This is a genomic window from Streptomyces sp. NPDC041205, from assembly GCF_055591765.1.
This window is the reverse complement of the sequence record NZ_JBVIZH010000009.1, coordinates 159,029-184,123: the sequence shown is the minus strand read 5'-3', so window position 1 is coordinate 184,123 and position 25,095 is coordinate 159,029. Positions and strand designations below refer to the sequence as shown.

The following is a 25,095-nucleotide window of genomic DNA, read 5'->3' as shown; positions in this document are numbered from 1 at the left end:
CGTCGTGACCGCCTTCATGCTTCCTCATCAGCTGGTCGGCGAAGGACCCCACAAGGTGCTGGCCGTGCACGGCTGGTTCGCGGACCGCTCGGCGTACGCGCCGCTGCTCGCCGACCTCGACACCGACGCCTTCCAGTACGCCCTGGTGGATCTGCGGGGGTACGGCGAGGCCAAGGACGCCGTCGGCTCGTACACCACCGCGGAAGGGGCCGCCGACCTCGTCGATCTGGCCGACCGGCTCGGGTGGGAGCGGTTCTCGCTGGTGGGGCACTCGATGGGCGGGAGCGTGGCGCAGCGCGTGGTGGCGCTCGCGCCGCACCGGGTGCGGCGGATCGTGGGCATCTCGCCGGTGCCCGCGTCGGGCCTGCCGCTGCCGCCCGAGCAGGGCGAGCTGTTCGCGTCGGCCGCGCACCGGCCGGAGAACCGGCGCGCCATCATCGACGTGACGACGGGCGGGGGCCGTCCGGACGCCTGGCTCGACCGCATGGTCGCCCGGTCCCTCGCGTGCAGCGACGCCAAGGCGTTCCGGGCCTGGCTCGATTCATGGACGGGCGACGACTTCCACGCGCGCCTCGACAACTGCCAGGTGCCCGCGCTCGCCGTCACCGGCGCCCTCGACCCGGCCCTGTCGGCGGACCTGATGCGGCGGACCTGGCTGACCTGGTTCGCGCGCGGCGAGCTGGTGGACCTGCCGGGCGCCGGGCACTACGCGATGGACGAGGCGCCCCTCGACCTGATCCGCGCGGTGGAGGACTTCCTGCGGGCCGACGACGACGCGGCACAGGCCGCGGCCGGCGCCCCCGGCGCATGACCCCACCGCCCGGTCCCGCCGCCGCGCTCCCCGACGTCTTCGACCCGCGCCTGTACGCCGAGGGCGTGCCCTACGACCGCTACCGCGTCCTGCGCGACCACCACCCCGTCGCCCGGCAGGAGGAACCGGCCGTGCTCGGCTGGCCCGCGGGGCCCGGGTTCTGGGCGGTGACGCGGCACGCGGACGTGACGGCGGTCCTCAAGGACGCGGCGACGTACTCCTCGTACGTCGGTGCCACCCAGATCCGCGACCCCGACCCGGACGACCTGCCGTTCATCCGCCGCATGATGCTCAATCAGGATCCGCCCGGACACGGCAGGCTGCGCACGCTCGTGAGCCGCGCCTTCACGCCACGCCGGATCGCCCGCTTCGAGGGGCGGGCGCGGGAGCGGGCCCGGACGCTCCTCGGGCGGGCGGTGGCCGGGGCCCGCGCCGGGGACGGCGGCTTCGACCTCGTCCCCGCGGTCACCGACGACTACGCGCTCCTGAACCTCGCGGACCTGCTCGGTGTGCCGGAGAGCGACCGGGGGCTGCTGCTCCACTGGACGCGGCGGGTCATCGGCTACCAGGACCCGGACGAGGCGGGCGAGCCAGTGCTCGGCCCTGACGGGCGGCCGGTGAATCCCCGGTCACCGGCGATGCTGGCGGACATGTTCGCGTACGCCGGTGAACTCGCCGCGCACAAGCGGCGCCACCCCGGGGACGACATCCTCACGGCGCTCGCCACCACGCCCCAACTGGCCGCGGGCGAGCTGGAGATGTTCTTCTTCCTGCTCACCGTCGCGGGCAACGACACGGTGCGCGGCGCCGCGCCCGGCGGGGTGCTCGCCCTCGTCGAGCACCCGGACCAGCTCGCCGCGCTGCGGGCGGGGGCGGCCCCGGTGCCCGGCGCGGTGGAGGAGCTGCTGCGCTGGCATCCGCCGGTGCTCAGCTTCCGGCGGACGGCGGCCCGCGACACCGAGCTGGCCGGGCGGCCGGTCCGGTGCGGCGACAAGGTCGTCGTCTTCCACGCCTCGGCCAACCGCGACGAGCGCGTCTTCGCCGAGCCCGACCGGCTCGACCTGCGGCGCGCGCCGAACCCGCACGTGTCGTTCGGCGGCGGCCCGCACGTCTGCCTGGGCGCGCACTTCGCACGGCTGCAACTCGCCGTCTTCTACGAGGAGTTCCTCGCCGCCGTGCCGGAGCCGTGCCTCGCCGGGCCACCGGTCCGGCTGGTCTCGCACTTCATCAACAGCCTCAAGTCGCTGCCCCTGCGGGTGGTGGACTGAGGGCGCCCCGCACCTCGTCGGATACCGTTCGGGAAAGATCATCCCCAGCACGGAAGCGAGCATCCGGCCATGTACGCGGCAGCCGAAGACGACTACCACGACGATGTGTTCCCGGTCGTCCCGGCGCCGCAGGACGGCACCCGCTGGCAGGCGCCCGCCGACCTGGAGGAGCACCTGTACGAGCTGATCGAGGCGGAGGACGGCTACGGCTATCTGCGGGCGCTCGCCGTCGAGGGCCTGTACCGCCCGGTGCCGCTCACCGACCTCGCGGCGGCGCCGGACGCCCCGCCGCTGTTCAGCGTGGACGTCCCCGACGGCCGCAGGGTGGCGCAGGTGTACACGGCCGGTCTGCTGCCGCGCCCGCACCCCGACGTCGTGTACGAGTACGTGACGCTCGGCACCCTCGCGCGCCAGTGGCCCGAGGACATCGACGTGATGGTGGTCAACACCCAGACGCCGTGCGAGCAGTACTACCTCACCACGGACGAGGAGCGGCAGGTCTGGGCCGACCTGCACGACGAGCACCACCGCCCGGGGCGGATCGACGACCGCGTGGACACCCGCCGCACCGGCGCCCCGGACGGCCCGGTCCTGCACGGCCTGGCCTGCGGCGCCCACCTGTGCTTCGCCAACGGCGCGCCCTGGAACACCCTCGACTGGCACGGCGCGGGCTACACCAACGAGGTGGCGCGCCTGGAGGAGTGGTGGGGCGTGCGGGACCGCGAGGAGTGGCACGGCGTGCAGGAGCGCCTCCTGAACCGTGAAGTCAGCCCCTGGTACTGGGACTTCGTCCTCGGCGCCCGCACCGCCGTGCTCGCCGAGCAGGGTCCGCCGCTGGACGCGGAGCTGTGGCGCCGCTGCGTCGAGGTGACCCTGCGCAACCGCGTCGTGGAGACCGGCGGGCCCGACGTCCCGCACCGCCCGGGCGACGACCCGGAGCTCGACCAGTTCGTCGACGCGCTGCGCGCCCTGGTCGGCAAGGTCCTGCGTTACGAGGCCCGCTTCCGCGCCGACGGCCTGCTGCCGCCGGACGGCCATGTCGCCACCGTCGCGGCCTGGGACCTCGGCCGCGCCTCCAAGATGGCCCGCTGGGGCCGCGGCGCCCGCTACGCCACCCACACCGAACTGGTCACCGCCCTCGAACGCGTCGCGCACGGGACCCGCTCGGCGTACGCGTCCTGGGAGGAGTTCTCCGCGGGCTACATCCTGGGCCGCTGTCTGCACTTCGACGAGGAGGAGTTCGGCACGTGGTACACGTCGGTGCTGCGGGCGCACCGGGCGCTGACGACGGACCCGGACAGCCCTTGGCTGCGGGTGCCGTTCCCGGGCTGACGGTCACCCCCTGACCGGCACCCCGAGGGTCGCCTTTCGGCCGCCTCCGACGCGCCCCCGGCCGCACCGCGGATACCGCTCGCTTGTACGGAAAGAATGCCCTACCGGGGCCGGTTCGCATGGAGCCGGTGCGCGGGGTGGAGGGGGTGCTCGGTGCGGGGGCAGGAGCAGGGCGGCCAGAACGAGTTGAGCGGGACGGTGCACGGCGCGGCCGTACAGGCACAGACCGTGTACGGCGGCATCCACATCCAGTCGCCCAGGCCCCCGCACCCGCCGCCCTGGCAGCTGCCGCCCGCCGCCCGCATCACCGACCGCACCGCCGAACTCGGCCTGCTCGAACGCCAGCGGCGCCGGGCCGGGCACGCGGGCCACCACACGCTGGTCGCGGTCAGCGGCCTCGGCGGCGTCGGCAAGACCGCGCTCGCCCTCGCCTGGCTGCACGCGCTGCGCCCGGACTTCCCCGGCGGCCAGCTGTACGCGGACCTGGGCGCCCAGTCGCCCGGCGGTCCCGCCGACCCGGGCGAGGTCATCGGCCGGTTCCTGCGCGCGCTCGGCGTACCGGCCGCGCAGGTCCCCGCGGGGCTCGCCGAACGGGGCGCGCTGTACCGCTCGTTGACGGCGGAGCTGCGGCTCGTGGTGCTCCTGGACGACGCCGCGTCCGCCGCGCAGGTCCGGCCGCTGCTCCCGGGCGGCACCGGCGTGACCGTCGTGACCAGCCGCTGGCGGATGCCGGGGCTGACCGTCGACGGCTGTCACTCCGTGCAGCTGGAGCCGCTGGGCGTGGACGAGGCCGTGGAGCTGCTCGCCGCCACGCTCGCCGACGACCGCGTGGACGCGCAGCCCGAACAGGCCCGCGCCCTCGTCGAGTTGTGCGCGGGGCTGCCGCTGGCGGTGCGGGTCGCCGGGGCTCGGCTCGCGTCCCGGCCCCGGCGCGGGATCACCACGATGGTGCGGGCGCTCACCGAGGAGCACGACCGGCTGGAGGGGTTGGCGATCGACGGCGACCACAACGTGCGGGCGGCCCTCGACCTCACGTACCAGGAGCTGCCGCCGGAGGCCGCGCGGCTCTACCGGCTGCTCGGACTGCACCCGGGCACGGAGTTCGGGGACGCGGTGGCGATCGCCGCGCTGGCCGGGGCCGACCCGGCGCCCACCGGCGCGGGGACACCGCCCGGGCCCGCGCGGACCGCACCGGCGGCCGCCTTCCCCGGCGCCGACCGGACCCGCGCGCTCCTCGACCTGCTGCACGAGGCGAACCTGCTCACCGACGCCGAGGAGGACCGCCACCGCTTCCACGACCTCGTCCGGCTGCACGCGGCGGCGAAGGCCGTGCAGGACGAGCCGCCGTGGGAGCGCGCGGCGGCGCTGCGCCGGATCGCCGACCACTATCTCGCCACGGCGACCGCCGCGGAGTGGGCCGTCGACCCGCAGCACCGCACCCTGCCCCGCGACCACGGCCCCGGGCCGGTGCTCACGGAGGAGTTCGGCGCGGGCGCGGAGGCGGCCCTCGACTGGCAGGAGCGCGAACTGCCCAACCTGATGGCGGTGCTGCGCCTCGCCCGCACCGTCTTCCCCACGGTCACCTGGCAGCTCGCCGACGCCCTGTGGCCCCTCTTCCTGCGCCGCAAGTTCTACGCGGAGTGGCGGGCCGCGCACGACGAGGGCCTCGCCGCGGCCGAGGGGCTCGGCGACACGGCGGCGCAGTGCCGGATGCTCACCTCCGGCGGCGTGGGCGAGCTGGGCATGGGCTGCCACGAGCGGGCCCTGGCGATGTTCGAGCGCGCGGCCCGCCAGTTCCGGGCCGACGGCGACGCGCTGGGGCACGCCCGGACGCTCAACTACCGGGGTCTGGCCCACCAGCGTCTGGGGCGGCTCGACGAGGCGGCCCGGTACTTCGCCCGGGCCGCGGAGACCCTGCCGGGCGTCGGCGACGTCCGCGCGGGCGGCCTGGCCCGCCTGAACCTCGCCGACGTGGCCCTCACCCGGCGCCGCCCCACCGAGGCGGCCCGGCACGCGACGGCCGCGCACGCGACGCTGCGGGACGCGGGCGACACGTACAACGCGGCCCGCGCGTCCGTCCTCCTCGGCCGCGCCCACCTGGCCCGCGAGGAACCCGACCTGGCCGAGACCCACCTGACCCCCGCCCTCACCACCCTGCGCGCCATGTCGGCCGCCTACGAGACGGCCCGCGCCCTGCACGCCCTGGCCGAACTCGCCGAACACCGCGGCGACCCGACCACGGCCCGCACCCGCTACGCCGAAGCCCTCGCCCTCTACGGCACGGCGGGCCGCGCCACGTCCCCCGACGCAACAACAGCCAGGTCCCACCTGGACTCCCTCCGGAACCAGTGACCGCCCCCCCTGCCGGGGACACAGCACCCCACCCTGTCCCCCCTACAACTCGAGAACCAGAACCCCAGCACCCCAGAACCCCAGCACCGCAGCACCGCAGCACCGCAGCACCGCAGCACCGCAGCACCGCAGCACCGCAGCACCGCAGCCGCCAACGGCGAGTACCCCGACAGGAGGCGGTCACCTCCTGGTCAACTGGAAACGGGCGGCCGGGAAACACCCGCCGCGGTAGCGGCGCGAAACCACCCCCCACCCGCAGCCGCAAGAACCGCATGCGCCAACGAAGCCCAGACCGGCCAAGGCAGCACCCCCACCCCCTGGGCCGCGCACACCAGCGCATCGCACGACCCGACCCGCAGGGAGCACACGTCCCCGTCGTACACGGCCACGACCAACGCCCCCGGGTACCGGGAAGCGACCCGCACCGCACGTCCCGGCGCGGCCGACGCCTCGTGGAGCACGTCCCCGGCCCGCGCCCAGTCCCCCGGCGCGGGCAGCGCCACGCGCACGTGCTCGTCCACGAAGTCCACGCCGCGTTCCGGCCACCGCAGGGCCACCCGGACACGCTCGACACGGCTCACCACGACCGTGGCCGTCACGCGGGCCGTCAGCGCCATGCCGCGACGCTCCCCGGCTCGTCGTACGACAGGACGCGGGGCAGCCGGGCCGGTTCCGTGGCCGGGAGGGCTCCGGGTGGGCGCAGGTGGAGTTTGCGGTAGAGCAGGGCGCGCATCTTGCGCGCGAAGCGGCCGGGCTCGGAGCTGATGCGGGCGGCGACCCGCTCGTGCAGGTCCGCGCGGTACGTGGCGGCGGCGCGCGCGAGTTGGCGGCGTACCGGCTTGCCGTCGTGCAGCCGGGGCGCGAACGAGCCGAGTTCGGCCATCGGCGAGCCCGGGTCCACGTCGGCGTCGGGCAGGCAGGCGAGCAGCACCGGCCGCCCCGTCATGGCGCCGTACAACGACACGGAGCCGTGGTCGCCCACGACGAAGTCGGCGGCGACGAGCGCGCCGACCCAGTCGGCGCGGTGGCTGACGACGCCGAGCCCGTCCCGGCTGAGCCCCGCGAACCAGCTGCGGACCTGCCATTCGCTGTGGGAGTGCCACACGTGCGGGTGCAGCAGCGCCGCCACCCGGTAGTCCGCGGGCGGCAGTTCGGCCATCAGGCGCTCGATCAGCTCCCGGCCGCAGGAGCCGAGGAGCGAACCCGGGCCCCAGGTGGAGCAGACGAGGACGAGCCGCTGCCCCGCGCCGGTCCGCAGTGCCTGCCGGTACAGCGCCCGCGCGGGCCTGCTCGCGGTGACACGGTCGAAGCAGGGGTCGCCGACGACCTCGGCGACCGGCACCGCCTCCGGGCACTCGCGGCCGAGCCGCTCCAGCTCCTCCCGGTGGGCGAGGACGATCGCCTCGGGGATCACCGACCCGTCCCGTACGAGCCGCTGCCTGCTCAGCCCGTACACGCCCCGCGCGGCGACGGCCCCGCCCCGCCGGGCCCGCACGATCTTGTTGTGCCCGGCGCCGTGCGGCAGCACGACCACCGGCGCGTGCAGTTCGTGCAGGCCCCCGTGGCCCGCCGCGAGCGCGAGGTCGAAGACCGTCTGCACGGCCTGGCTCCACGGCAGCACCAGGGCGCGCAGCTCGTCCAGGAAGTCGGCCACCCCGCCACTGAACACGTCGGGAGCCGCGGTGAAGAACACCTGCACCCGCCAGTCGCCCTCCAGGAGGCGTACCGCGTCGAGGAGCCGCCGCCCCGACGTCACCGTGTGCACCACGGCGAGTACGCGTCGCCGGACGGGTCGGGTGGCCCAGCGCTCCACGTCCGGGCGCACGGGCACGGGTTGCCCGTGCGCCTCCAGCATCGTCACACTCATGGTCGTCTCCCCCGTCTCCCCGCCGTCGGACCGGCGGTGTCGCTCGGACGCGCCCAGCGTGCCCCGGGGGACTGGATGGCCGCCTTGCAGGAATCCTGCAGTCCGAGTGCCGCTCGCCGAGGGCATACGCCAGTGCTCCGGCTCGCACCGGCGCACACCACTCGCACCTCAACTCCCTTGTTTGACACGCCTGTTGAGATTCACCGGGCCGGGCGGGGGAATGTTCCGCCCATGGACACGCGTGCGGGACGGCCGACAGCGGCGGCGCGGTGTGCCCGCCGGGCGTGCGCCCATCGGGGGTGACGGTGGACTTACGGGCCCTCGGGCCGCTCGAACTCTGGCAGGACGGCGTGCGCTGCGAGCTGGGGTCGCCGAAGGAGCGCTGCGTGCTCGCGGTCCTCGTGCACGCCCACGGCGAGCCGGTCTCCCTCGACACCCTGATGGACCGCGTGTGGGACGACGAGCCGCCCCGCACGGCCCAGGACACCTTGCAGAGCTATCTGTCGCGGCTGCGTTCGCGGCTCACCCGGGCGGCGGGCGAACAGGCCTGCCTGGAGCGGTACGCGCCCCGCCTGTACCGATTACGGGTCGCGTCGGACGCCGTGGACCTGCTGCGCTACCGGCGGCTGCGCGCCGAGGCCGCGGTGACCGCCCGGCAGGGCGACAGCGGGCGCGCCGTCGACCTGCTCCGCACCGCCGAGTCGCTGTGGCGGGGCGAGCCGTTGACGGAGTTCACCGGCGCCTGGGCGCGCTCCGCGCGTGCCCGCCTCCTTGAGGACCACCGCCGGGTGCGCGAGGAACGCATCCGCCTGGAGCTCGACCTCGGCCGGCACGCCGACCTCATCGGCGAACTGCGCGAGCTGGCCGCCCAGAACCCCCTGGCGCAACGGGTCATCGCCGCCCTGATGCTGGCCCTGTACCGCTCGGGCCGCGACGACGAGGCCCTCGGCCTGTACCGCGCCACCCGGGCCCGCCTGCACAGCGGCCAGGGCATCGAACCCTGCGCCGAACTCCAGGAGCTGCACCTGCGCATCCTGGAGCAGGACCGCGTCCTGATGACGACCACGCCGGATGCGCGCGGGCACGCGCTGTCCACCGTGTCCGCCCTGGCCGCGGGGCCCACGCCGGCCGCCGGTCCCGTCACGGACACCGACAGGGCGCGGGTCGGTGAGCCTCGCGCGCCCACCTCGCCCCACGACGCCCCGGAGGAGGCCGCGCCGGACCACGGCGGCCGGGTCGGCGGCAACGGCCCCCGCAGCAACCTTCCCCGCGACATCCGGGACTTCACCGGCCGGTCGAGTGAACTACGCCTCTTGCTCGGCGAGTTGAGCGACCACGGACCCGCCGACCCCGGCGACCCCACCGTCGACCCCACCACCCTCACCGCCCCGGCCCCCCGCACCTCCCTCCCCCTCACCGTCATCCACGGCATGCCCGGCGTCGGCAAGACCGCGCTCGCGCTGCACGCCGCGCACCGCCTGCACACGGCCTGCCCGGACGGCCAGTTCTACGTCGACCTGCGCGGGTACGGCGCGCTGCCCCCGTACGACCCGGCCGAGGCGCTGGCCGTCCTGCTGCACGCGGCCGGGTTCACGGGCGAGTTGCCCGGTTCGCTGGACGCGCGCGTGACGCGCTGGCGGGAGTGGACGGCGCGGCGGCGCGTCCTCGTCGTCCTCGACAACGCCCGCGACGCCGAGCAGGTCCGCCCGCTGCTGCCCGGCGCCGCGTCCTGCCGTGTCCTTGTGACCAGCAGGAACCGGCTCACCGGGCTGGCCGGTGCGACACCGCTGCACTTGGAGGTGCTGTCCACGGCGGAGGCCGCGACGCTGTTCACGCGCGCCGCCGGGGCGGGCCGACTGCCCGCCGACCCCTCCGCGCTCACGCGGACCGTCGCCGCCTGCGGCCGCCACCCGCTCGCGCTCCAGCTCCTCGCGAGCCAGTTCCGGCACCGGGACTCCTGGAGCCTGGACCACCTCACGGACCGGCTCGTCCAGGCGGCCGACCCGCTCGACGAGTTCGACAGCGACGCGGTGGCGTCGGCCTTCGCCCTCTCGTACACCGAACTGCCCCCGCAGGCGGCCAGGTTGCTGCGCCGTCTCGCGCTGCACCCGGGCCCGGACATCACCCTGCGCGCGGCGACGGCGCTCGCGGCGGAGCACACCGGCCCGGCGCGCGGGGCCGGGAAGGCCGCCCCCGACCCGCCCCTGGAGACGGCCCGCACCCGCAAGATCCTCGATCAGCTCCTGGACCGCAACCTCGTCGAGGAGCCGATGGCCGACCGCTACCGGCTGCACGACCTCACCCGCGCCTTCGGCCTGCGGATGTGCACCCGCGACGAGCCGCACTCCGCCCGGCGCGCGGCGCTCGCGCGGCTGCTCAACTGCTATCTGACGGGGGCCTACCGCGCGGCCGTCCGCGTCGACCCGCACCGCCGCGTCCTGCCACCGGGGCCACATCTGACCTGCCCGTACGCGCCGGACTTCGGCGGCGCCGACGCGGCCGACGGCGCGGACGAGGCCGCGGCCTGGCTGAGTGTGGAGCGCGGCAATCTGCTCGCCCTGGCCCGCGCGGCCGCCGCCCAGTCTCCGGAGCACGCGGTGCTGTTCCCGCACGTCCTGGCCAAGTCGCTGCGCCTGTGGGGGACGTGGGACCTGGCGGCGGAGCTGTTCGAGGCGGCGGTGGCCGCGGCGCGGCTGCGCGAGGACCGGGTGGCGCTGCCCCGCACCCTGGTCGAGCACGCCGACGTACTGACGCAGAAGGACCATGCCAAGGCCCTGCACCGGGCGACCGAGGCGCTGTTGCTCTTTCAGGACTTGAACGATGTGCGCGGCCGTGCGGACGCCCTGTTCCAGTCCGGCCGGGCCCACTTCGCCGCGGGCCGCGGCGGTCTGTGCCTGCGGGTGCTGCGGGCGGCGCACACGCTGTACGAGCGGGTGGACGACGCGGGCGGCCGGGCGGACGTGGCCAACATGATGGGGGTGGCGCTGCACGCGGCGGGCCGCCACCGGGAGGCCCTCGAGCAGTTCCGCACGATGCTGGGCATCCACGAGGAGACCGGCTCCCTCTACGGGCAGTTGCGGGCGCTGAACAACGTGGGCGAGGTGTACCGCCTCGACGGCCGCCACGACGAGGCCCGCGCCCACTTCGAGCGCTCCCTGCGCCTGGCCCACCGCGTCGGGGGCAGGCAGGAGCGCGCGAACCTGCTCACGAACCTGGGCAGCGTCTGCGAGGCCACCGGCCAGGTGGAGCAGGCCCTCACGTACTTCCGCCGCGCCCTGACCAGTTACCGCGCGGCAGGCGACGCGCGCGGCGAGTCGGACACCCTGATCAGCCTGGGTTCGGCGTACACCGGCAACCGGCGGCCCGGCGAGGCGCTGTGGCACTTCGCGGAGGCGGAGCGCATCGCCCGCAGCATCGGCAGCCCCTTCGACCTGCAGGCCGCGCTCCTCGGCACCGGCACGGCGCTGCGCCTGCTCGGCCGCTACGAGGCGGCGCTCGACGCGCTCCGCGAGGCGCTGCGCCTGGCCCGTGAGGTCGGCAGCCCGCTGGCGACGGCCCGGTCCCTGGACGGCCTGGCCCGCACGGCCCCGCACACGCAGGACGCGCCCTCCGCACGGGGTTTCGCGGAGGACGCGCTGGAGTTGTACGAGCGGCTCGGCTGTGCGGGGCGGGCGCGGGATCTCCGCCTCGCCCTCGGGGAGCCCGGGGTGATCAGCCCCGCCACACCCACATGAAGATGCTCTCTTCGCCGGGCAGCGGGGCGGAGAGGTCGTGCCGGTTCGAGCGTCGTGCAGGGATCACGTGCGGCTCCGTGTTTCTCGTCCTTGAATGAACGTTCGCCCCCGAGTTGACGCACACATTAGCGAGTTGAACGCAGAACCGGAACGCGATATTCGAACCCATCCCACGGCGCACAGGAGCGCACTACCGGCGCACGAACTCACTCCGGAAGCACGCCCCTCACGAATCCCCTCTCTTTCACGGGCTCACCCGCGCAACGGCCGCCCCACCACGGTCCCCGGCGGCACGTCCACGTCCTTCGCCCGGTCCCCCGGCGGCAGTTGGTCGGCGTATCCGGCCTCGCCCCACACCAACCGCTTGAACTGCTCCGGCGTCAACAGGCCCTGCCACGGCTCCCCTCGGGGGCAGAACACGGACTCACAGCCGCGGCAGTAGTGCGCGGGGTCCCAGAGCGCGGCGGCGCGCGGCGCACCGGCCCGCTCGGCGGCCTTCTCGCGTCCGTCGCCGCGCACCACGGCGAGCGTGCCGATGAACAGAAGCACGGCCAGGGTGATCCCGCCCCAGACGTACAACGGCTTCTCCGGGTCCGTGCCCATCCACGACCAGGCGAGGGAGAGGCCGACGAGCACCATGCCCTCGGCGAAGTGCAGCAGTCCGTCGCCGGACTTGTCGGGCCCCTTGGCGAGCCGGGTCGCCAGTTCCTCACGGGCGGCTCCCTCGCCGCCCGCGGCCTCCCGCACCGCGGCGACGTCCGCGCCGCCGCAGCCGGGACACCTCACTCCAACCGGCCCGCGGGCCCCCGTGGTCGACATGCCCTCACGCTAGTCGCGGACCACGGAACCGCTGAGCCGTGATCCGGTCAGCTCTCGTCGGGGGTGAGGCGCAGCGAGATGGAGTTGATGCAGTACCGCTGGTCCGTCGGTGTCGGGTAGCCCTCGCCCTCGAAGACGTGCCCGAGGTGCGAGCCGCACCGGGCGCAGCGCACCTCGGTGCGGACCATGCCGTGCGAGGTGTCCTGGATCAGCTCGACGGCCTCGGCGTCCCGCGGGTCGTAGAAGCTCGGCCAGCCGCAGTGCGACTCGAACTTCTCGTTCGACGTGAACAGCTCCGCGCCGCAGGCCCGGCAGGAGTAGACACCCTTGGTCCTGGTGTCGGTGTACTCGCCCCTGAACGCGGGCTCCGTGCCGGCCTGACGAAGGACCTGGTACTCGGCGGGGGTCAGCTCCGCGCGCCACTGCTCGTCGGGCTTCTCGACGTCGTACGACATGGGTCGCATCCCCTTCGTGGACATTCCGGCCCGCCGCGGCGGACCGGCTACTTCGACAGCTCGGCCAGGATCAGCGGGCCGAGGTCGGTGACGTCGCCCGCTCCCATGGTGAGAACGAGATCGCCGGGCCGCGCCATTCCCGCGATCACCGCGGGCGCCGCCGCCTTGTCGCGCACGGCCGTCACGTCGGCGCCCGCCGCGCGCGCGGCGTCGATGATGAGGTCGCTGGTCACGCCGGGGATCGGGTCCTCGCGGGCCGGGTAGATGTCCAGGACCACGGAGGCGTCGGCGAGCGCCAGGGCCGCGCCCATCTCCGTGCCGAGCTCCTGGGTGCGGGAGAACAGGTGCGGCTGGAAGAGCACCAGGAGGCGGGCGTCGGCGGCGGCGCCGCGCATGGCCTCCAGGTCGGCGGTCATCTCCGTCGGGTGGTGCGCGTAGGAGTCGACGACCTGCACTCCGGCGGTCTCGCCCTTGAGCTGGAGGCGGCGCTTCACGCCCGTGTACGAGGCCAGGGCGGGGGCCAGCTCGGCGGCCGGGATGCCGAGGGCCACGCCCGCGGCGAGGGCGGCGACGGCGTTGTGCGCGTAGTGCCGGCCGGGCACGGAGACGGAGAAGCCCAGCTCGGTGCCGTCGATGACGGCGGTCACGTCGCTCTTGAGGCCCTGCGGGGTCACGTCGGTGATCCGCACGTCGGCGTCGGCGGACTCGCCGTAGGTGACGACCCGCAGGTCGGGCTTGCGCTTGACGACGCGCCGGGTCAGCTCCCTGGCGCCCTCGTGGTCCGCCGCGATCACGAGCGTCCCGCCGGGCACGATCCGGTCGGCGAAGGTCTCGAAGGACTCGTAGATCTCGTCCATCGAGGCGTAGTTGGCGTGGTGGTCCAGCTCCACGTTGAGGACGATGGCGACCTCGGGCGCGTACTTGTGGAAGCTGCGGTCGCTCTCGTCGGCCTCCGCGACGAAGATCTCGCCGCTGCCGTGGTCGGCGTTGGAGCCGGGCGCGTCCAGGTCGCCGCCGATCGCGTACGAGGGGTGCAGGCCGAGCGCGGCGAGGCTCACCGCGAGCATCGACGTGGTGGTGGTCTTGCCGTGGGTGCCCGCGACGGCGATCGGGCGCAGGCCGTCCATCAGGGAGGCCAGCGCGTCCGAGCGGTGCACCACGGGGATGCCGAGCTCGGCGGCGCGGGCCAGCTCCGGGTTGTCGGCGCGGATCGCGGAGGAGACGACGACACAGGTCGCGTCGTCGGCCAGGTGACCGGCGGCGTGGCCGATGTGCACCCGGGCACCGAGGGCGCGCAGGGCCTCCGCGGTGGCGGAGTCCTTGGCGTCGCTGCCCGCGACCTTCGCGCCGCGCTGGGCGAGGATCTTCGCGATGCCCGACATTCCGGCGCCGCCGATGCCGATGAAGTGCGGTCGGTCCATGGCGGTGGGCATCGAGTTCTCTCCGAAGGGTGGGACGGTCACGTGCGCGGGGCAAGCCTACTGGGCTCCGTCGCCCCTGGCCGATCGGCCCGCGGCCTCGTCCTCAAGCCCGCAAAGAGCGGGGGTACCGCCGCGGCGGTACCACGAAACAGCCCGTCCGGCGCTTGAGGACGAGCGCGCGGCGCGATCACCCCGGCTACGGCCCGGCGACGAACGTCACGTGCTGTGCGCGAACAGCTTGAGGACCGGTACGCCCACCTTGTGGCGGGCCCGGGAGGCCCAGTCGCGGTGGAAGAACTCCTCGACCAGGTGCGGCTCGGTCAGCACGATGACCTCGTCCGCGCCCGCGGCGTCGACCAGTTCCTGGAGCGCGTCCAGGGGGTGGGCCTCGATCAGACGGCCCGTCGCCTCGCTGCCCGCCGCCCGCAGCGCCAGGAGGGACACCTGGAGCGCCTGCTGGGCCGGGGCCACCGCGTCCTTGCCCTCGGGCACCTCGCCCTCGCGGACGGCCTCGTCGAGCTCGCCGAGGGCGACGTCGTCGATGGCCCGAAGCAGCCGGTCCGCCTGGTCGCCGCGGGGTTGGAGCAGTACGTGGAAGGTGACCGGCTCGTCGCTGTGCAAGGTGGTGACGAACTCCACGTCGGCGGACGTCAGGGCCTTCTCGATCATCAATACGCTTGTGAACACGGCAGGCGCCCTTCTCCTCCGTGGGCCGTGCTTCCGGCCCCCTGCGGAAACCATCCTGCCCCCGCCTGAGCGGGGGCTGCGAGATTTAGTGTGCCCCGCGAAAACGAAACGGAACGGAATATTCCGCCGATTGTCAGGAGCCCCGGCGGTATCGGGTGAACAGGAACCCGGCCTCCTCCAGAACGGACGCCAGTACGAATTCCTGGGGCACCGCGAGTCCGGGTCCGCCCGCGATGCGCTGGGCGTCGCCCGCGGTCAGCATCGGCGACAGCGTCAGGCACAGCTCGTCGAGCGCGCCCGCCGCCACGAACTGGCCGAGCATCCTCGGCCCGCCCTCGGTGAGCAGCCGGGTGAGACCCCGCTCGCCGAGTTCCCGCACGACCCGCGCGGGGTCCGCCCCGGCCCCCTCGCCCGCGATCACCACGTCCGCGCCGGCCTTGCGGGCCGCGGCCACCCGGTCGGCGGCCGCGGCGGCGCCGGTGACCACCAGCGTGGGGGTGAGCGGGGCGGTGAACAGGGGCAGCGTGAAGTCCAGGTCGAGGCTCGCGCTGACGACCGCGACCGCCGGGGCCGGGGTCTGCCCGGCCGCCGCCCTGCGGGCCGCGAAGGCGTCCCGGGCGCGGGCGGGCCGGTAGCCCTCCTGCCGTACCGTTTCCGCACCGACCACGACCACGTCGGCGAGCCCGCGCAGGGTGCCGAAGATCCGCATGTCGGTGGCGTTGGAGATGGGCTGGGAACGGCCCTCGTGCTGGGCGGCGCCGTCCAGCGTCGAGACCATGTTGGCGCGCAGCCAGGGGCCGGTCCCCGCGGGGTAGGCGTACGCGTCGGCCAGCTCGTCCAGGGACCACTCGCGGTCCTCGGGCGCCCGGTCCCGGGCGGCCGCCGGAGCGCTCCCGTCCGGGTTCGGCTCTACTGTGTGGTCGGTCACAGGGAACAGGCGTCGCATGCCGGGCAGTCTTACACGGCCCCGCGACGGCTCTACAGTGGAGAATCGTGTCAGCAACCTCCCCTGCCGCCGGGCAGAGCCCCATAGCCGAAGCGGGCCCCGTGTCCCTGTGCGCCCGCGAGCCACAGGTGCCCGCGGACCGTCTCGTCGCCGAGATGGTGCCGCCGCCGCGCTTCGACGCGGTCCGCTTCGATACGTACGTCCCGGACCCGGGACAGCCCAGCCAGAGCGAGGCCGTGCGGGTCCTCAGCTCCTTCGCGGGCGGGCTCGGCGGGGCGCACGCGACCGGATCGGGCAAGCGGCGCTGGTTCTCCCGGGCGAAGCAGACGGCTCCCAGCGGGCCCCGGGGCGTCTATCTGGACGGCGGCTACGGCGTCGGCAAGACCCACCTGCTCGCCTCCCTGTGGCACGCCACCCCTGCGGAGCCCGCGCTCAAGGCCTTCGGCACGTTCGTGGAGCTGACCAACCTCGTCGGGGCGCTCGGCTTCCAGCAGACGGTGCGCACGCTCAGCGGCCACCGCCTGCTGTGCATCGACGAGTTCGAGCTGGACGACCCGGGCGACACCGTCCTGGTGTCGTCGCTGCTCGGCAAGCTCGTCGAGGCGGGTGTGGCGCTCGCCGCGACCTCCAACACGCTGCCCGGCAAGCTGGGCGAGGGCCGGTTCGCCGCCGCCGACTTCCTGCGCGAGATCCAGGGCCTCTCGGCCCACTTCAAGGCCTTGCGCATCGACGGCGAGGACTACCGCCACCGGGGTCTGCCCGAGGCCCCCACGCCGTACTCCGACGAACAGGTCACCAAGGCCGCGTACGCGACCGACGGCGCCAGCCTCGACGACTTCCCGCACCTGCTCGGCCACCTCGCGCACGTCCACCCGAGCCGGTACGGGGCCCTCACCGACGGCGTCACGGCCGTCTGCCTCACGGACGTCACGCCGGTGCCCGACCAGTCGACGGCACTGCGCCTGGTCGTCCTCGCCGACCGGCTCTACGACCGGGAGGTGCCGGTGCTCGCCTCCGGTGTCCCGTTCGACGGGCTCTTCAGCGAGGAGATGCTGAACGGCGGCTACCGGAAGAAGTACTTCCGGGCGATCTCGCGGCTGACGGCGCTGGCGCGGGACGCGAAGGGACTCGTACGGGACTGACCGGCCGTCCCGGCGACGGTTGATCGCGCGGGTGTCCAAACCCTCGTGCGCGGGCCCTGTGCGTGCTACACACGTGCGGGTCATGTTCCTGTCCGCCAGCAGGAGGTTGCCCCATGTCAGACGCCAAGCTGTCCGCGACCAGACGCCAAGTGCTCGCCGGCACCGGAGCCCTGGGGGCGTCCATCGCCTTCACCGGCGCCCTGTCGGAGCTGTTCGCGGGCACGGCCACCGCGGCCACCCAGGGCCGGACGGGCTACGGCCCGCTCGTGCCCGACCCCGACGGCTTGCTCGATCTGCCGAAAGGATTCCGCTACCGGGTGCTCTCCCGCGAGGGCGACGAACTGCGCTCGGGTGAGGGCAAGGTCCCCAGCAACCACGACGGGATGGCCGCGTTCCGGGGCCGCCGCGGCGGGGTCCACCTCGTCCGCAACCACGAGAACCGCGTCACCGCGAAGCTCGGCGTCCCGACGGTCAAGGGCCTGACGTACGACCCGATGGCCAAGGGCGGCTGTACGGCGCTCGGGCTCGACCGGCACGGCCGGGTGGTCGACGAGCGCGTCGCCATCGCCGGTACGGCCGTCAACTGCGCGGGCGGCCCGACTCCCTGGGGCACCTGGCTGACCTGCGAGGAAACCGAGGACAAGGCCGGTACGAACGGCTACACCAAGGACCACGGCTTCATCTTCGAGGTCGACCCGGTGGATCCGCGGCGCTCGGGAGCCGTGCCGCTGACCGCCATGGGCCGCTTCCAGCACGAGGCGGTCGCCGTCGACCCGTGGCGCGGCATCGTCTACGAGACGGAGGACGCCTTCCAGAAGCCGTTCGGCCTGTTCTACCGCTTCCTGCCGAACAAGCCCGAGGGCGGCAGGGGCTCGCTGCGCGCGGGCGGACGGCTCCAGGCGATGCGCGTGCCCGGCGTACCGGACCTGTCCGCGATCCAGGAGACCGGCGCCGCCTTCGACGGCGTCGAATGGGCCGACGTACCCGACCCGCTGGCCGCCCGGACGCCCATCCGCAACCAGGACTTCGGCCCGAAGGGCATCACGCACGCCCAGAAGCTGGAGGGCTGCTACTGGGGCGGGCGCTGCGTGTACTTCGTCTCCAGCTTCGCGCGCAGCGCGGAGGGCTCCGCCGCCGACCACTTCGGCCAGGTCTGGCGCTACGACCCGGCGCGCCGCCGCCTCACCCTCGTGATCGTCTTCGGCCCCGACACCGACATCCAGCTCCCCGGCGAGTCCCCGGACAACATCTGCCTCGCGCCCAGCGGCGGCCTGATGGTGTGCGAGGACGGCGGCGGCATCCAGCACGTGTACGGCGTGACGCGCGGCGGCAAGGTGTACGCGATGGCGCGCAACGCCCAGAACATCGGCACCCCCGAAGAGCCCGAGTGGGGCGAGTTCGCGGGTGTCGCCTTCTCCCCCGACCACGACACGATGTACGTGAACTGCTACACGCCCGGCACCACGTTCGCCGTGACCGGCCCCTGGCACAGGTAGCGCCGCCGCCTGCCCCGGCGCACGATCGGGGCAGGCGACCGGAAGAGGTGCGGGCTGTGGCCAAGGGCAAGGGCAAGGGCAAGGGCAAAGGCAGGAAGGACGGGGGCAAGAAGGGCGCGAAGGGTGCCCAGGGGCGGGGCGGGAAGGGCAAGGGCGCCGTCGCGGAGCCCACGCTCCGGCTCAGTGACCTGCTGCGCGTCCCCGAGGGTGAGCCCTGCGACCTCGCGGCGCTGGACGCGGCCGCGACCCCCGCGGGCCCGGCGGACAAGGAGGCCGGGCTCGCGGCGACCGCACGGATGGGTGAACATCTCGCGGACCTCCAGGAGCGCCTGTACGCGGCGAGCACGAAGGGCGACCCGCGCCGGGTGCTCCTGGTCCTCCAGGGCATGGACACCAGCGGCAAGGGCGGCACGATCAAGCATGTCGTCGGCCTGTTCAACCCCTCGGGCTGCCGCATCCGGGCGTTCAAGGCGCCGACGCCCGAGGAGCGCGCGCACCCGTTCCTGTGGCGGATCCGCAAGGTCCTGCCCGAAGCGGGCGAGCTGGGCATCTTCGACCGCTCGCACTACGAGGACGTCCTCATCGCCCGCGTCCGCGAACTGGTGCCGCGCGCCCAGGTGACCCGCCGCTACGCCCAGATCAACCGCTTCGAGCAGTCCCTCGCCGACGACGGCGTCACGCTCGTGAAGTGCTTCCTGCACATCTCGTACGAGGAGCAGGGGCGCCGTCTCGCGGCCCGCCTCGACACCCCCGAGAAGCACTGGAAGTTCAACCCGGCCGACATCGACGAGCGGGCGGTGTGGCCGGCCTACCAGGAGGCGTACGAGCTGGCCCTGGAGCGCTGTTCGACGTCGGCGGCGCCGTGGTTCGTGGTCCCCGCGGACCGCAAGTGGTACCGGAACTGGGCGATCAGCACACTGCTGCGCGAGCACCTGGAGGCGCTGGACCCGCAGTACCCGAAGGCGGACTTCGACGTGGCGGAGTGCAAGGCGCGGCTGCTGAGCGAAGGCTGACTCTCCGGTTCAGGCGGCGGGGGCGAGCCGCCACAGGGAGGTGACCTCGGCGGCGCGGGCGGCGTGCAGGGGGTCCGTGGTGTCGCTCGCGCGGGGGTGGCGGGGCTTGGCGTCGAGGCGGTCGACGACGCGCAGCCCGGCCGCGTCGAAGGCGCCGACCAGTTCGTCACGGCTCCGCAGGCCCAGGTGTTCGGCGAGGTCGGAGAGGATCAGCCAGCCCTCGCCGCCCGGCTCCAGGTGCTCGGCGAGCCCGTCGAGGAAGGCGAGCAGCATGGCGCTGCCCGGGTCGTACACGCCCTGTTCCACGCTGGAGGTGGGGCGGGCCGGGAGCCACGGCGGGTTGCAGACGACGAGGGCGGCGCGGCCCGCCGGGTAGAGGTCCCCGCTGTCGGTGACGTCCACGCGGTCGCCGATGCCGAGCCGTTCGACGTTGTCCCGCGCGCAGGCGAGCGCGCGGGGGCTGCTGTCGGTGGCGACGATCCGGTCGAGGCCGCGGTGCGCGAGGACGGCGGCGAGCACGCCGGTTCCGGTGCCGAGGTCGAAGGCGACCGCGGGGGCGCTCCGGGCCGCGGCGGGCAGCGGGGCGTCGCCGACGAGGTCGACGTACTCGCCCCTGACCGGGGAGAACACGCCGTAGTGCGGGTGGATGCGGGCGTCGAGCGCCGGGATCGGCACGCCCTTGCGGCGCCATTCGTGGGCGCCGATCACGCCGAGCAGTTCACGCAGCGACACGACGGTGCGGTGCCGGGGCGGGCCGTAGGCCTCGGTGCAGGCGGCCCGGACGTCGGGGGCGCGGCGCAGGGCGAGCCCGTGGTCGTCCTCGAGCACGACGAGCAGCATGCCGAGCACCCTGGCACGGTGGCCGCGGGCCTGCCGGTGCCGGTGGAACGTCTCGGCCGGGGTGGCCCCCGGCTTCGGCGTCAGCCGGTCGAGCCGCCGCCCGAGGGCGCGCAGCAACTGCCGGGCGCCCTGGTAGTCCCCGCGCCACAGCAGCGCGGTGCCCTCGCACACCAGGCGGTAGGCGGCGTCGGCCTTCATCCGGTCGTCGGCGACGACGACGCGCCGGGGAGCGGGGAGGCCGCTCTCGGAGTGCCAGGGGGTGGTGTGGGTGAGGGGGGCGGGGGCGGGGTTGTCCGGCGTCCCGGGGCGGGGAGCGCCGTCGCGGTCGTGGCCGCCGTCCACGTGACCGCCGTCGCCGTGGTCCGCCTCATGTCCCGGCCCGCGCCCTGATCGGCGCCCCGGCCGGGTTCTGGTCGGCCGGATGTCCTCGGTCCAGGTGATGTCGGTGTGGTCGGACATCGACGGCTCGTCAACTCCTCGTGGTCGCGGGTGCGCGGGGCCCGGGGCCGCGGAGCGACCGGGAAGCGTCAGGGGAAGTCAGGACCTCAGGACGATTCCACAGCGGCCGCCCCCTGGCAAACCCGGACTTCCCACGCGAACACCGTCCGCCGCCCCGCCCGCACGCCTCACTGCGAGCTCGCCCCGCCGCAGGTCACGGCCTCGCCCCGGTCCCGTTCCGCCGCACTGCGCAGGACACAGAACTCATTGCCCTCCGGGTCCGTGAAGACGACCCACCCCGTGCCGTCGGGCTCGCGCCGGTCGGCGAGCACGACCGCGCCGACGCCCTGGAGCCGCGCGACCTCCTCGTCCCGCGGGCCGTCCGGCTGGAGGCACACGTGCACACGGTTCTTCACGGTCTTGGGCTCGGGGACGTTCTCGAAGTACAGGTGCAGGCCCGTGGGCAGCGCGATCACGGCGACAGGGTCGCCCGGCCGGTCCTCCTGGTCCAGCGGATGCCCCACCACCTCGCTCCAGAACCGCGCGAGTCCGTACGCGTCCACGCAGCCGAAGGCGACGTTGTAGAGGGAGGCGGGCACGGGGCACGTCCTTTCGTACGATCACGAGCCGGGCCCGCATTGTCTCCCGTGAGTTCTCCCGCCCCCGCCAGGCCTCCGGGAAGCTTCGGCCGGACACTCCTCGGGGCAGGCCCCACCTACCCGATAAATCCTATTTGCACAGTTATCTTCGCGGCATGATCACTCGCGCACAGCAGCGGGCCGCCCGCGTCTCCCTGGCCGCCCTCACCGCCGCCGCACTGACCGCCCTCAGCGCCTGCGCCGCGCCTGCCCCACGCCCCCACAAACCTGCTCCCCACCACACCGCCCCCGCCGAGAAGGCCGCCCCGCCCACCCTCGCCCCGGGCCCCCAGGGCCTCACCCCGGTCTTCACGAACGCCCCCCGCGTCCGGCAGGGGTCACCCACCGTCGCCCTCACCTTCGACGCCGACATGACGGCCGGTCAGGGCCCCCGCGCCCGGGCGGGCGAGCGCTTCGACAACCCGGCCCTGGTCAGCACCCTGCGCCGCCTCGAGGTCCCGGCGACCTTCTTCATGACGGGCCGGTGGGCCGAGGAGTACCCGGCGCAGGCCAAGGCCATCGGCCGCGACCCCCTCTTCGAGGTCGCCAACCACTCGTACAGCCACCACTCCTTCACCTCCGACTGCTACGGCCTGCCCACCGTCGCCCCGCACCGCATGCGCGCCGACGTGGAGCGCGCCTTCACCGCCTTCCGCAGGGCGGGCGTCGAGCGCCCGGTGCCGTACTTCCGCTTCCCCGGCGGTTGTTACGACCAGCGGGCGCTGCGCGCGCTCGCCCCGGCCGGGGTCACCGCCGTGCAGTGGGACGTGGTGGGCGGCGACGCGTTCGCCACGGACCCCGCCGCGGTGGCCCGGCAGGTGCTCGACGGGGTGCGGCCCGGCTCGGTGGTCGTCCTGCACTGCACCCGCAGCGCCGCCCCCGCGACGGAGCGCGCCCTGCGCACGATCGTCCCGAAGCTGCGTGAGCGCGGGTTCCGCTTCGTCCGGGTCTCGGAGCAGATCGGGGCCGCGCGGAGCCAGGGCCTTTCCGCGGGTGGCTCCGTGGCCTGATAGCGCTCTTCCTGGACCGTCGGCGGCGGCACTAGCGTGAAGCGCTGTCCGATGCGGCGTGCGCGGCCGAGCCCGGGGAGCGGCATGGCAGACAACCAGTTCGTGAAGGCCCTCGCGACGGATGCCGACTTCCACGGGAATGTCCTCAGGGCCCCCGTTCCGGTCCTTGTGGTGTTCCGCGCCTCGTGGAACGGACCGTGCAAGCAGATGGCTCCGGTCGCGGAGAAGATCGCGGAGGACTTCCAGACCAAGATCAAGGTCGTCTCGGTCGACATCGACGACTGTCCCGAGACGGCGCGCCGGTACAGCGTCCGGTCCGTGCCGATGGCGGTGGCCTTCGACCAGGGCGAGAAGACCGGCTCGCACACCGGTCTGACCACACGTGAGACGCTCCTCCGTCTCATGGGCCTCGGCTGACGCGTCCGTCTCACAGCCTCGGCTGACGCGCCCGTCTCACAGCCTCGGCTGACGCGCCCGTCTCACGGGCCGCCGCCGACGCGGCACCTGGAGGCTGTCCGGCGGGAGCTTGTGGTGCCCCGGGGGGGGATGTCGCCCGGCCCCCGGACAGAACCTAGGCTCGCCACCATGGCGGACGACGACGAGTACTGCGCCCAGGCCCCCGCGACCGGCCCCCGCCCGGCGGAGGGCCCACCGTTCGCGGAGTGCGTGCTGTGCCGCAGGCCCACGGAGTACCCGGAGTCCCACCGCGGCAGCACCCTGTGCCCGGTCTGCGAGTGGCAGGAGGCCCAGCGGACGGCCTGCTCGGGCTGAGCGGGGGCGGTTGTCCGGGCCGGGCGCGGCCGGGCCTCACCCCCGCCGCGAGCAGACCCCGCACGCCACCCCCACCGCGGCCAGCGCCCCCGCGAACGCCCCCACCGGCACCGGCACCACCCCGTCCCGCGAGCCGCTGACCAGCTCCGTCAGCGCCATCCTGGCCGGTGAGCCCGCCGTCACCAGGGCGACGAGCACGCCGAACAGGAGCGCCGGGACGGCCCGTCCTGGCGAGCGCAGCAGCGGTCGGCTGGTGAGGGCGCCGACGGCCGTGCCGAGCAACGCGCTGACGAGCATCGCGAGCAGCCCCGCCCCGGGCCGCGGGGCCCCGCGCCACCGCCGTCTGGTGGTCGGTGCTCGCCGCGTCGCTCATGACGGCGACGGCCGCCGTGCCGAGCACGGCCGTGGCGAGGAAGGCGGTGAGCAGACAGGCGAGGTGCGCCCGCCGGGCGCCTCCCGCCGCCGCTGCGCAGTCGCGGGCCGCGGGCGGTTCGTTGTCCTCGCGCACGGCCGCGCGCGAGGGCTCTGGGGGCCGCGGGACCGCGCCAGGGCTCCGCGGGACCGCGCCGGGGCCGCGATCACCGCCCTGGCAGACTGGACGGGTGACCAGCAACGCGCCCCGCCCCGAAGACTCCCCGAACACGCGGGCTTCCCAGGACTCGCAGGGTTCCCGGAACCCGCAAGGCGCCCAGGACACCCCGGCCGCCGGGGACTCCGCTCCCGTCAGCCCTTTCCGCGTCGCACGCACGCCGCGCGACGAGGCCCCGCAGTTCGTGCTGCCCCTGGTGGCCAGGATCGAGCGGGCCGCGCCTCCGGCCCGTACGGACGCGCTGGAGACGGCGGCCCGGGCGGTCCTGACGATCCTGAGCGACGAGCGGGCGCTCGGCGAGGGGGCGTGGGCACGGGCGATGCGGGACTGGCAGGACGCCCGCATCCGCAAGGTGGTGCGCAGGGCGCGCGGCGCGGAGTGGCGGCGGGCGGAGGCGCTGCCCGGCATCACGGTGACGGGCAAGTCGGCCGAGGTGCGCGTCTATCCGCCGGTGCCGTTGGACGGCTGGCCCAAGGACCTGGCCCGCCTCCAGGTCTCCGGCACGGATCTGGACGACCCGGAGCCCCCGCGGGACCCCGACCCGTCCACCCCCGTGCTCTGGCTGAACCCCGACATCACCATGTCGGCGGGCAAGGCGATGGCCCAGGCGGGCCACGGCGCCCAGTTGGCCTGGTGGGACCTCTCCGCCGCGGACCGCACGGCCTGGCGCGAGGCGGGCTTCCCCCTGTCCGTCCGCACCGCCCCCGCGTCCCACTGGCCCGAACTGACCACGAGCGGCCTCCCCGTGGTCCGCGACGCGGGCTTCACGGAAATCGCCCCCGGCTCCTGCACGGTGGTGGCGGACCACCCGGCGCTGCGGCGGCCCTGAAGCCCCGCCCCGGCTCCGCGTGCGGCGAGCTGGCGCGTCAGACCGGGTCAGGCGTCGTCCCGCAACTGCTCGAAGGACCGCCGTTCGTCGGCGACGAGGTCGGCGAACGAGCGGCGACGCTCGCGCAGGCCCGGGTACCAACTGGCCCAGATGTCGGCGGCCCACTCCCCGTCGGGCGAGACGTCACCGGGGTCGAGCAGCCAGAACTGGGCGTCGCCGAAGTCCGACACCAGCAACACCCGGTCCATGTAGGCGGCTTCCTCGGGTCCGCCCTCGCGGATGATCGCCCAGGTCGAGGGAGCCGCCTCGCGCAGCAGGCCCACCGTCCCGGTGGTTCTCATCTCGTACATGAACGGACCCAGGTGGCTGAAGCCGTTGGACGCGCCCAGGAACGCGCGGTAGCTGGGCGGCAGTCGAACACCGAGCCGCTCCTCCGCGGCCGCCAACTGCTCCTCGGTCGCACCCGCCTGCCCGAGCCACCCGGCAGCCCGCTGAGCGTCGCTGATCTCCCGCGACGCGTCGCTCTCGTTCGCCCGCAGGATGTCGGTGCTGTAGGAGGCGAGGTAGCCCCGCCAGTACTCGACGTCCGCCCATCGCGGGGCTTCAGCGTCTGTCGCGTGTGCCATCGGCCTCCTCA

At 74.5% G+C, this 25,095-nt stretch carries 23 protein-coding genes; 12 read left to right on the top strand and 11 right to left on the bottom strand.

Translation table 11 applies throughout. From position 1 onward, the window contains the following. Positions 1–4: 4 nt before the first annotated feature. The 4 genes from ACZ6BG_RS32325 (at position 5) to ACZ6BG_RS32310 (ending at position 5,763) form a co-directional block, all read left to right on the top strand. The gene (locus ACZ6BG_RS32325; RefSeq protein ID WP_469007881.1) at positions 5–811 is read left to right on the top strand and encodes an alpha/beta fold hydrolase; all 807 of its coding nucleotides are present in this window, start codon (positions 5–7) and stop codon (positions 809–811) included. Beyond that, a complete protein-coding gene (locus tag ACZ6BG_RS32320; protein WP_469007877.1) occupies positions 808–2,079 on the top strand; it encodes a cytochrome P450 in 1,272 nt (423 codons plus the stop codon). Before ACZ6BG_RS32325 ends, ACZ6BG_RS32320 begins: the two co-directional genes overlap by 4 nt. 69 nt (positions 2,080–2,148) lie before the next feature. Then, a complete protein-coding gene (locus tag ACZ6BG_RS32315; RefSeq protein ID WP_469007873.1) occupies positions 2,149–3,411 on the top strand; it encodes a DUF1266 domain-containing protein in 1,263 nt (420 codons plus the stop codon). A gap of 153 nt (positions 3,412–3,564) precedes the next feature. Beyond that, a complete protein-coding gene (locus ACZ6BG_RS32310; protein ID WP_469007868.1) occupies positions 3,565–5,763 on the top strand; it encodes a tetratricopeptide repeat protein in 2,199 nt (732 codons plus the stop codon). A 191-nt stretch (positions 5,764–5,954) separates the two neighbouring features. Here the strand turns inward: ACZ6BG_RS32310 and ACZ6BG_RS32305 are convergent, their stop codons facing one another. Then, on the bottom strand, positions 5,955–6,380 hold the full coding sequence (locus ACZ6BG_RS32305; RefSeq protein WP_469007866.1) for a hypothetical protein: 426 nt from the start codon (positions 6,378–6,380) through the stop codon (positions 5,955–5,957). Continuing rightward, positions 6,371–7,630, bottom strand: coding sequence for a hypothetical protein (locus ACZ6BG_RS32300; protein ID WP_469007864.1), 1,260 nt, complete (start codon positions 7,628–7,630; stop codon positions 6,371–6,373). Before ACZ6BG_RS32300 ends, ACZ6BG_RS32305 begins: the two co-directional genes overlap by 10 nt. A gap of 305 nt (positions 7,631–7,935) precedes the next feature. On the opposite strand from ACZ6BG_RS32300, the gene ACZ6BG_RS32295 reads away from it, so the two are divergent. After that, positions 7,936–11,364 (top strand): AfsR/SARP family transcriptional regulator, encoded by a 3,429-nt coding sequence (locus tag ACZ6BG_RS32295; RefSeq protein ID WP_469007860.1) that lies wholly within the window; start codon positions 7,936–7,938, stop codon positions 11,362–11,364. A gap of 252 nt (positions 11,365–11,616) precedes the next feature. Here ACZ6BG_RS32295 and ACZ6BG_RS32290 read toward each other — a convergent pair whose 3' ends face one another. The 5 genes from ACZ6BG_RS32290 to ACZ6BG_RS32270 form a co-directional block, all read right to left on the bottom strand. Next, positions 11,617–12,183 (bottom strand): hypothetical protein, encoded by a 567-nt coding sequence (locus ACZ6BG_RS32290; protein WP_469007858.1) that lies wholly within the window; start codon positions 12,181–12,183, stop codon positions 11,617–11,619. Between the two features lie 47 nt (positions 12,184–12,230). After that, the gene (msrB, locus tag ACZ6BG_RS32285; protein WP_469007856.1) at positions 12,231–12,638 is read right to left on the bottom strand and encodes a peptide-methionine (R)-S-oxide reductase MsrB; all 408 of its coding nucleotides are present in this window, start codon (positions 12,636–12,638) and stop codon (positions 12,231–12,233) included. 47 nt (positions 12,639–12,685) lie between these two features. Next, entirely contained in the window at positions 12,686–14,071 is a 1,386-nt protein-coding gene (gene murC / locus ACZ6BG_RS32280; protein ID WP_469007854.1) for a UDP-N-acetylmuramate--L-alanine ligase, read from the bottom strand. Between the two features lie 204 nt (positions 14,072–14,275). After that, positions 14,276–14,746 (bottom strand): indole-3-glycerol phosphate synthase, encoded by a 471-nt coding sequence (locus ACZ6BG_RS32275; RefSeq protein WP_469007851.1) that lies wholly within the window; start codon positions 14,744–14,746, stop codon positions 14,276–14,278. Positions 14,747–14,879: 133 nt separating this feature from the next. Beyond that, a complete protein-coding gene (locus ACZ6BG_RS32270) occupies positions 14,880–15,692 on the bottom strand; it encodes a pyrimidine reductase family protein (protein WP_469007848.1) in 813 nt (270 codons plus the stop codon). Positions 15,693–15,739: 47 nt separating this feature from the next. On the opposite strand from ACZ6BG_RS32270, the gene zapE reads away from it, so the two are divergent. The 3 genes from zapE (at position 15,740) to ACZ6BG_RS32255 (ending at position 19,343) form a co-directional block, all read left to right on the top strand. Continuing rightward, complete coding sequence (zapE, locus tag ACZ6BG_RS32265; RefSeq protein ID WP_469007845.1) at positions 15,740–16,834, top strand: cell division protein ZapE; 1,095 nt, start codon at positions 15,740–15,742, stop codon at positions 16,832–16,834. A gap of 113 nt (positions 16,835–16,947) precedes the next feature. Continuing rightward, positions 16,948–18,330: a PhoX family protein gene (locus ACZ6BG_RS32260; protein ID WP_469007842.1), complete on the top strand. Its 1,383-nt coding sequence runs from the start codon at positions 16,948–16,950 to the stop codon at positions 18,328–18,330. 56 nt (positions 18,331–18,386) lie between these two features. Beyond that, the gene (locus tag ACZ6BG_RS32255; RefSeq protein ID WP_469007837.1) at positions 18,387–19,343 is read left to right on the top strand and encodes a PPK2 family polyphosphate kinase; all 957 of its coding nucleotides are present in this window, start codon (positions 18,387–18,389) and stop codon (positions 19,341–19,343) included. Positions 19,344–19,352: 9 nt separating this feature from the next. On the opposite strand, the gene ACZ6BG_RS32250 is transcribed toward ACZ6BG_RS32255, so the two are convergent. Both ACZ6BG_RS32250 and ACZ6BG_RS32245 read right to left on the bottom strand, forming a co-directional pair. Then, on the bottom strand, positions 19,353–20,642 hold the full coding sequence (locus tag ACZ6BG_RS32250) for a methyltransferase (RefSeq protein WP_469007834.1): 1,290 nt from the start codon (positions 20,640–20,642) through the stop codon (positions 19,353–19,355). A 167-nt stretch (positions 20,643–20,809) separates the two neighbouring features. Next, the gene (locus ACZ6BG_RS32245; protein WP_469007832.1) at positions 20,810–21,220 is read right to left on the bottom strand and encodes a VOC family protein; all 411 of its coding nucleotides are present in this window, start codon (positions 21,218–21,220) and stop codon (positions 20,810–20,812) included. Positions 21,221–21,375: 155 nt separating this feature from the next. On the opposite strand from ACZ6BG_RS32245, the gene ACZ6BG_RS32240 reads away from it, so the two are divergent. The 3 genes from ACZ6BG_RS32240 to ACZ6BG_RS32230 all read left to right on the top strand — a co-directional run bounded on the left by ACZ6BG_RS32240 (position 21,376) and on the right by ACZ6BG_RS32230 (position 23,040). Further along, entirely contained in the window at positions 21,376–22,269 is an 894-nt protein-coding gene (locus tag ACZ6BG_RS32240; RefSeq protein WP_469007828.1) for a polysaccharide deacetylase family protein, read from the top strand. A gap of 84 nt (positions 22,270–22,353) precedes the next feature. Beyond that, the gene (locus ACZ6BG_RS32235; protein WP_469007826.1) at positions 22,354–22,686 is read left to right on the top strand and encodes a thioredoxin family protein; all 333 of its coding nucleotides are present in this window, start codon (positions 22,354–22,356) and stop codon (positions 22,684–22,686) included. A gap of 168 nt (positions 22,687–22,854) precedes the next feature. After that, the gene (locus ACZ6BG_RS32230; RefSeq protein ID WP_469007824.1) at positions 22,855–23,040 is read left to right on the top strand and encodes a hypothetical protein; all 186 of its coding nucleotides are present in this window, start codon (positions 22,855–22,857) and stop codon (positions 23,038–23,040) included. A gap of 36 nt (positions 23,041–23,076) precedes the next feature. On the opposite strand, the gene ACZ6BG_RS32225 is transcribed toward ACZ6BG_RS32230, so the two are convergent. Next, positions 23,077–23,337, bottom strand: a complete 261-nt coding sequence (locus tag ACZ6BG_RS32225; RefSeq protein ID WP_469007821.1) for a hypothetical protein — start codon at positions 23,335–23,337, stop codon at positions 23,077–23,079. Between the two features lie 305 nt (positions 23,338–23,642). Between ACZ6BG_RS32225 and ACZ6BG_RS32220 the strand changes: the two genes are divergently transcribed. Next, on the top strand, positions 23,643–24,458 hold the full coding sequence (locus ACZ6BG_RS32220) for a peptidyl-tRNA hydrolase (RefSeq protein WP_469007817.1): 816 nt from the start codon (positions 23,643–23,645) through the stop codon (positions 24,456–24,458). 47 nt (positions 24,459–24,505) lie between these two features. Here ACZ6BG_RS32220 and ACZ6BG_RS32215 read toward each other — a convergent pair whose 3' ends face one another. After that, on the bottom strand, positions 24,506–25,084 hold the full coding sequence (locus tag ACZ6BG_RS32215) for an SMI1/KNR4 family protein (RefSeq protein WP_469007814.1): 579 nt from the start codon (positions 25,082–25,084) through the stop codon (positions 24,506–24,508). Positions 25,085–25,095: the final 11 nt, after the last annotated feature.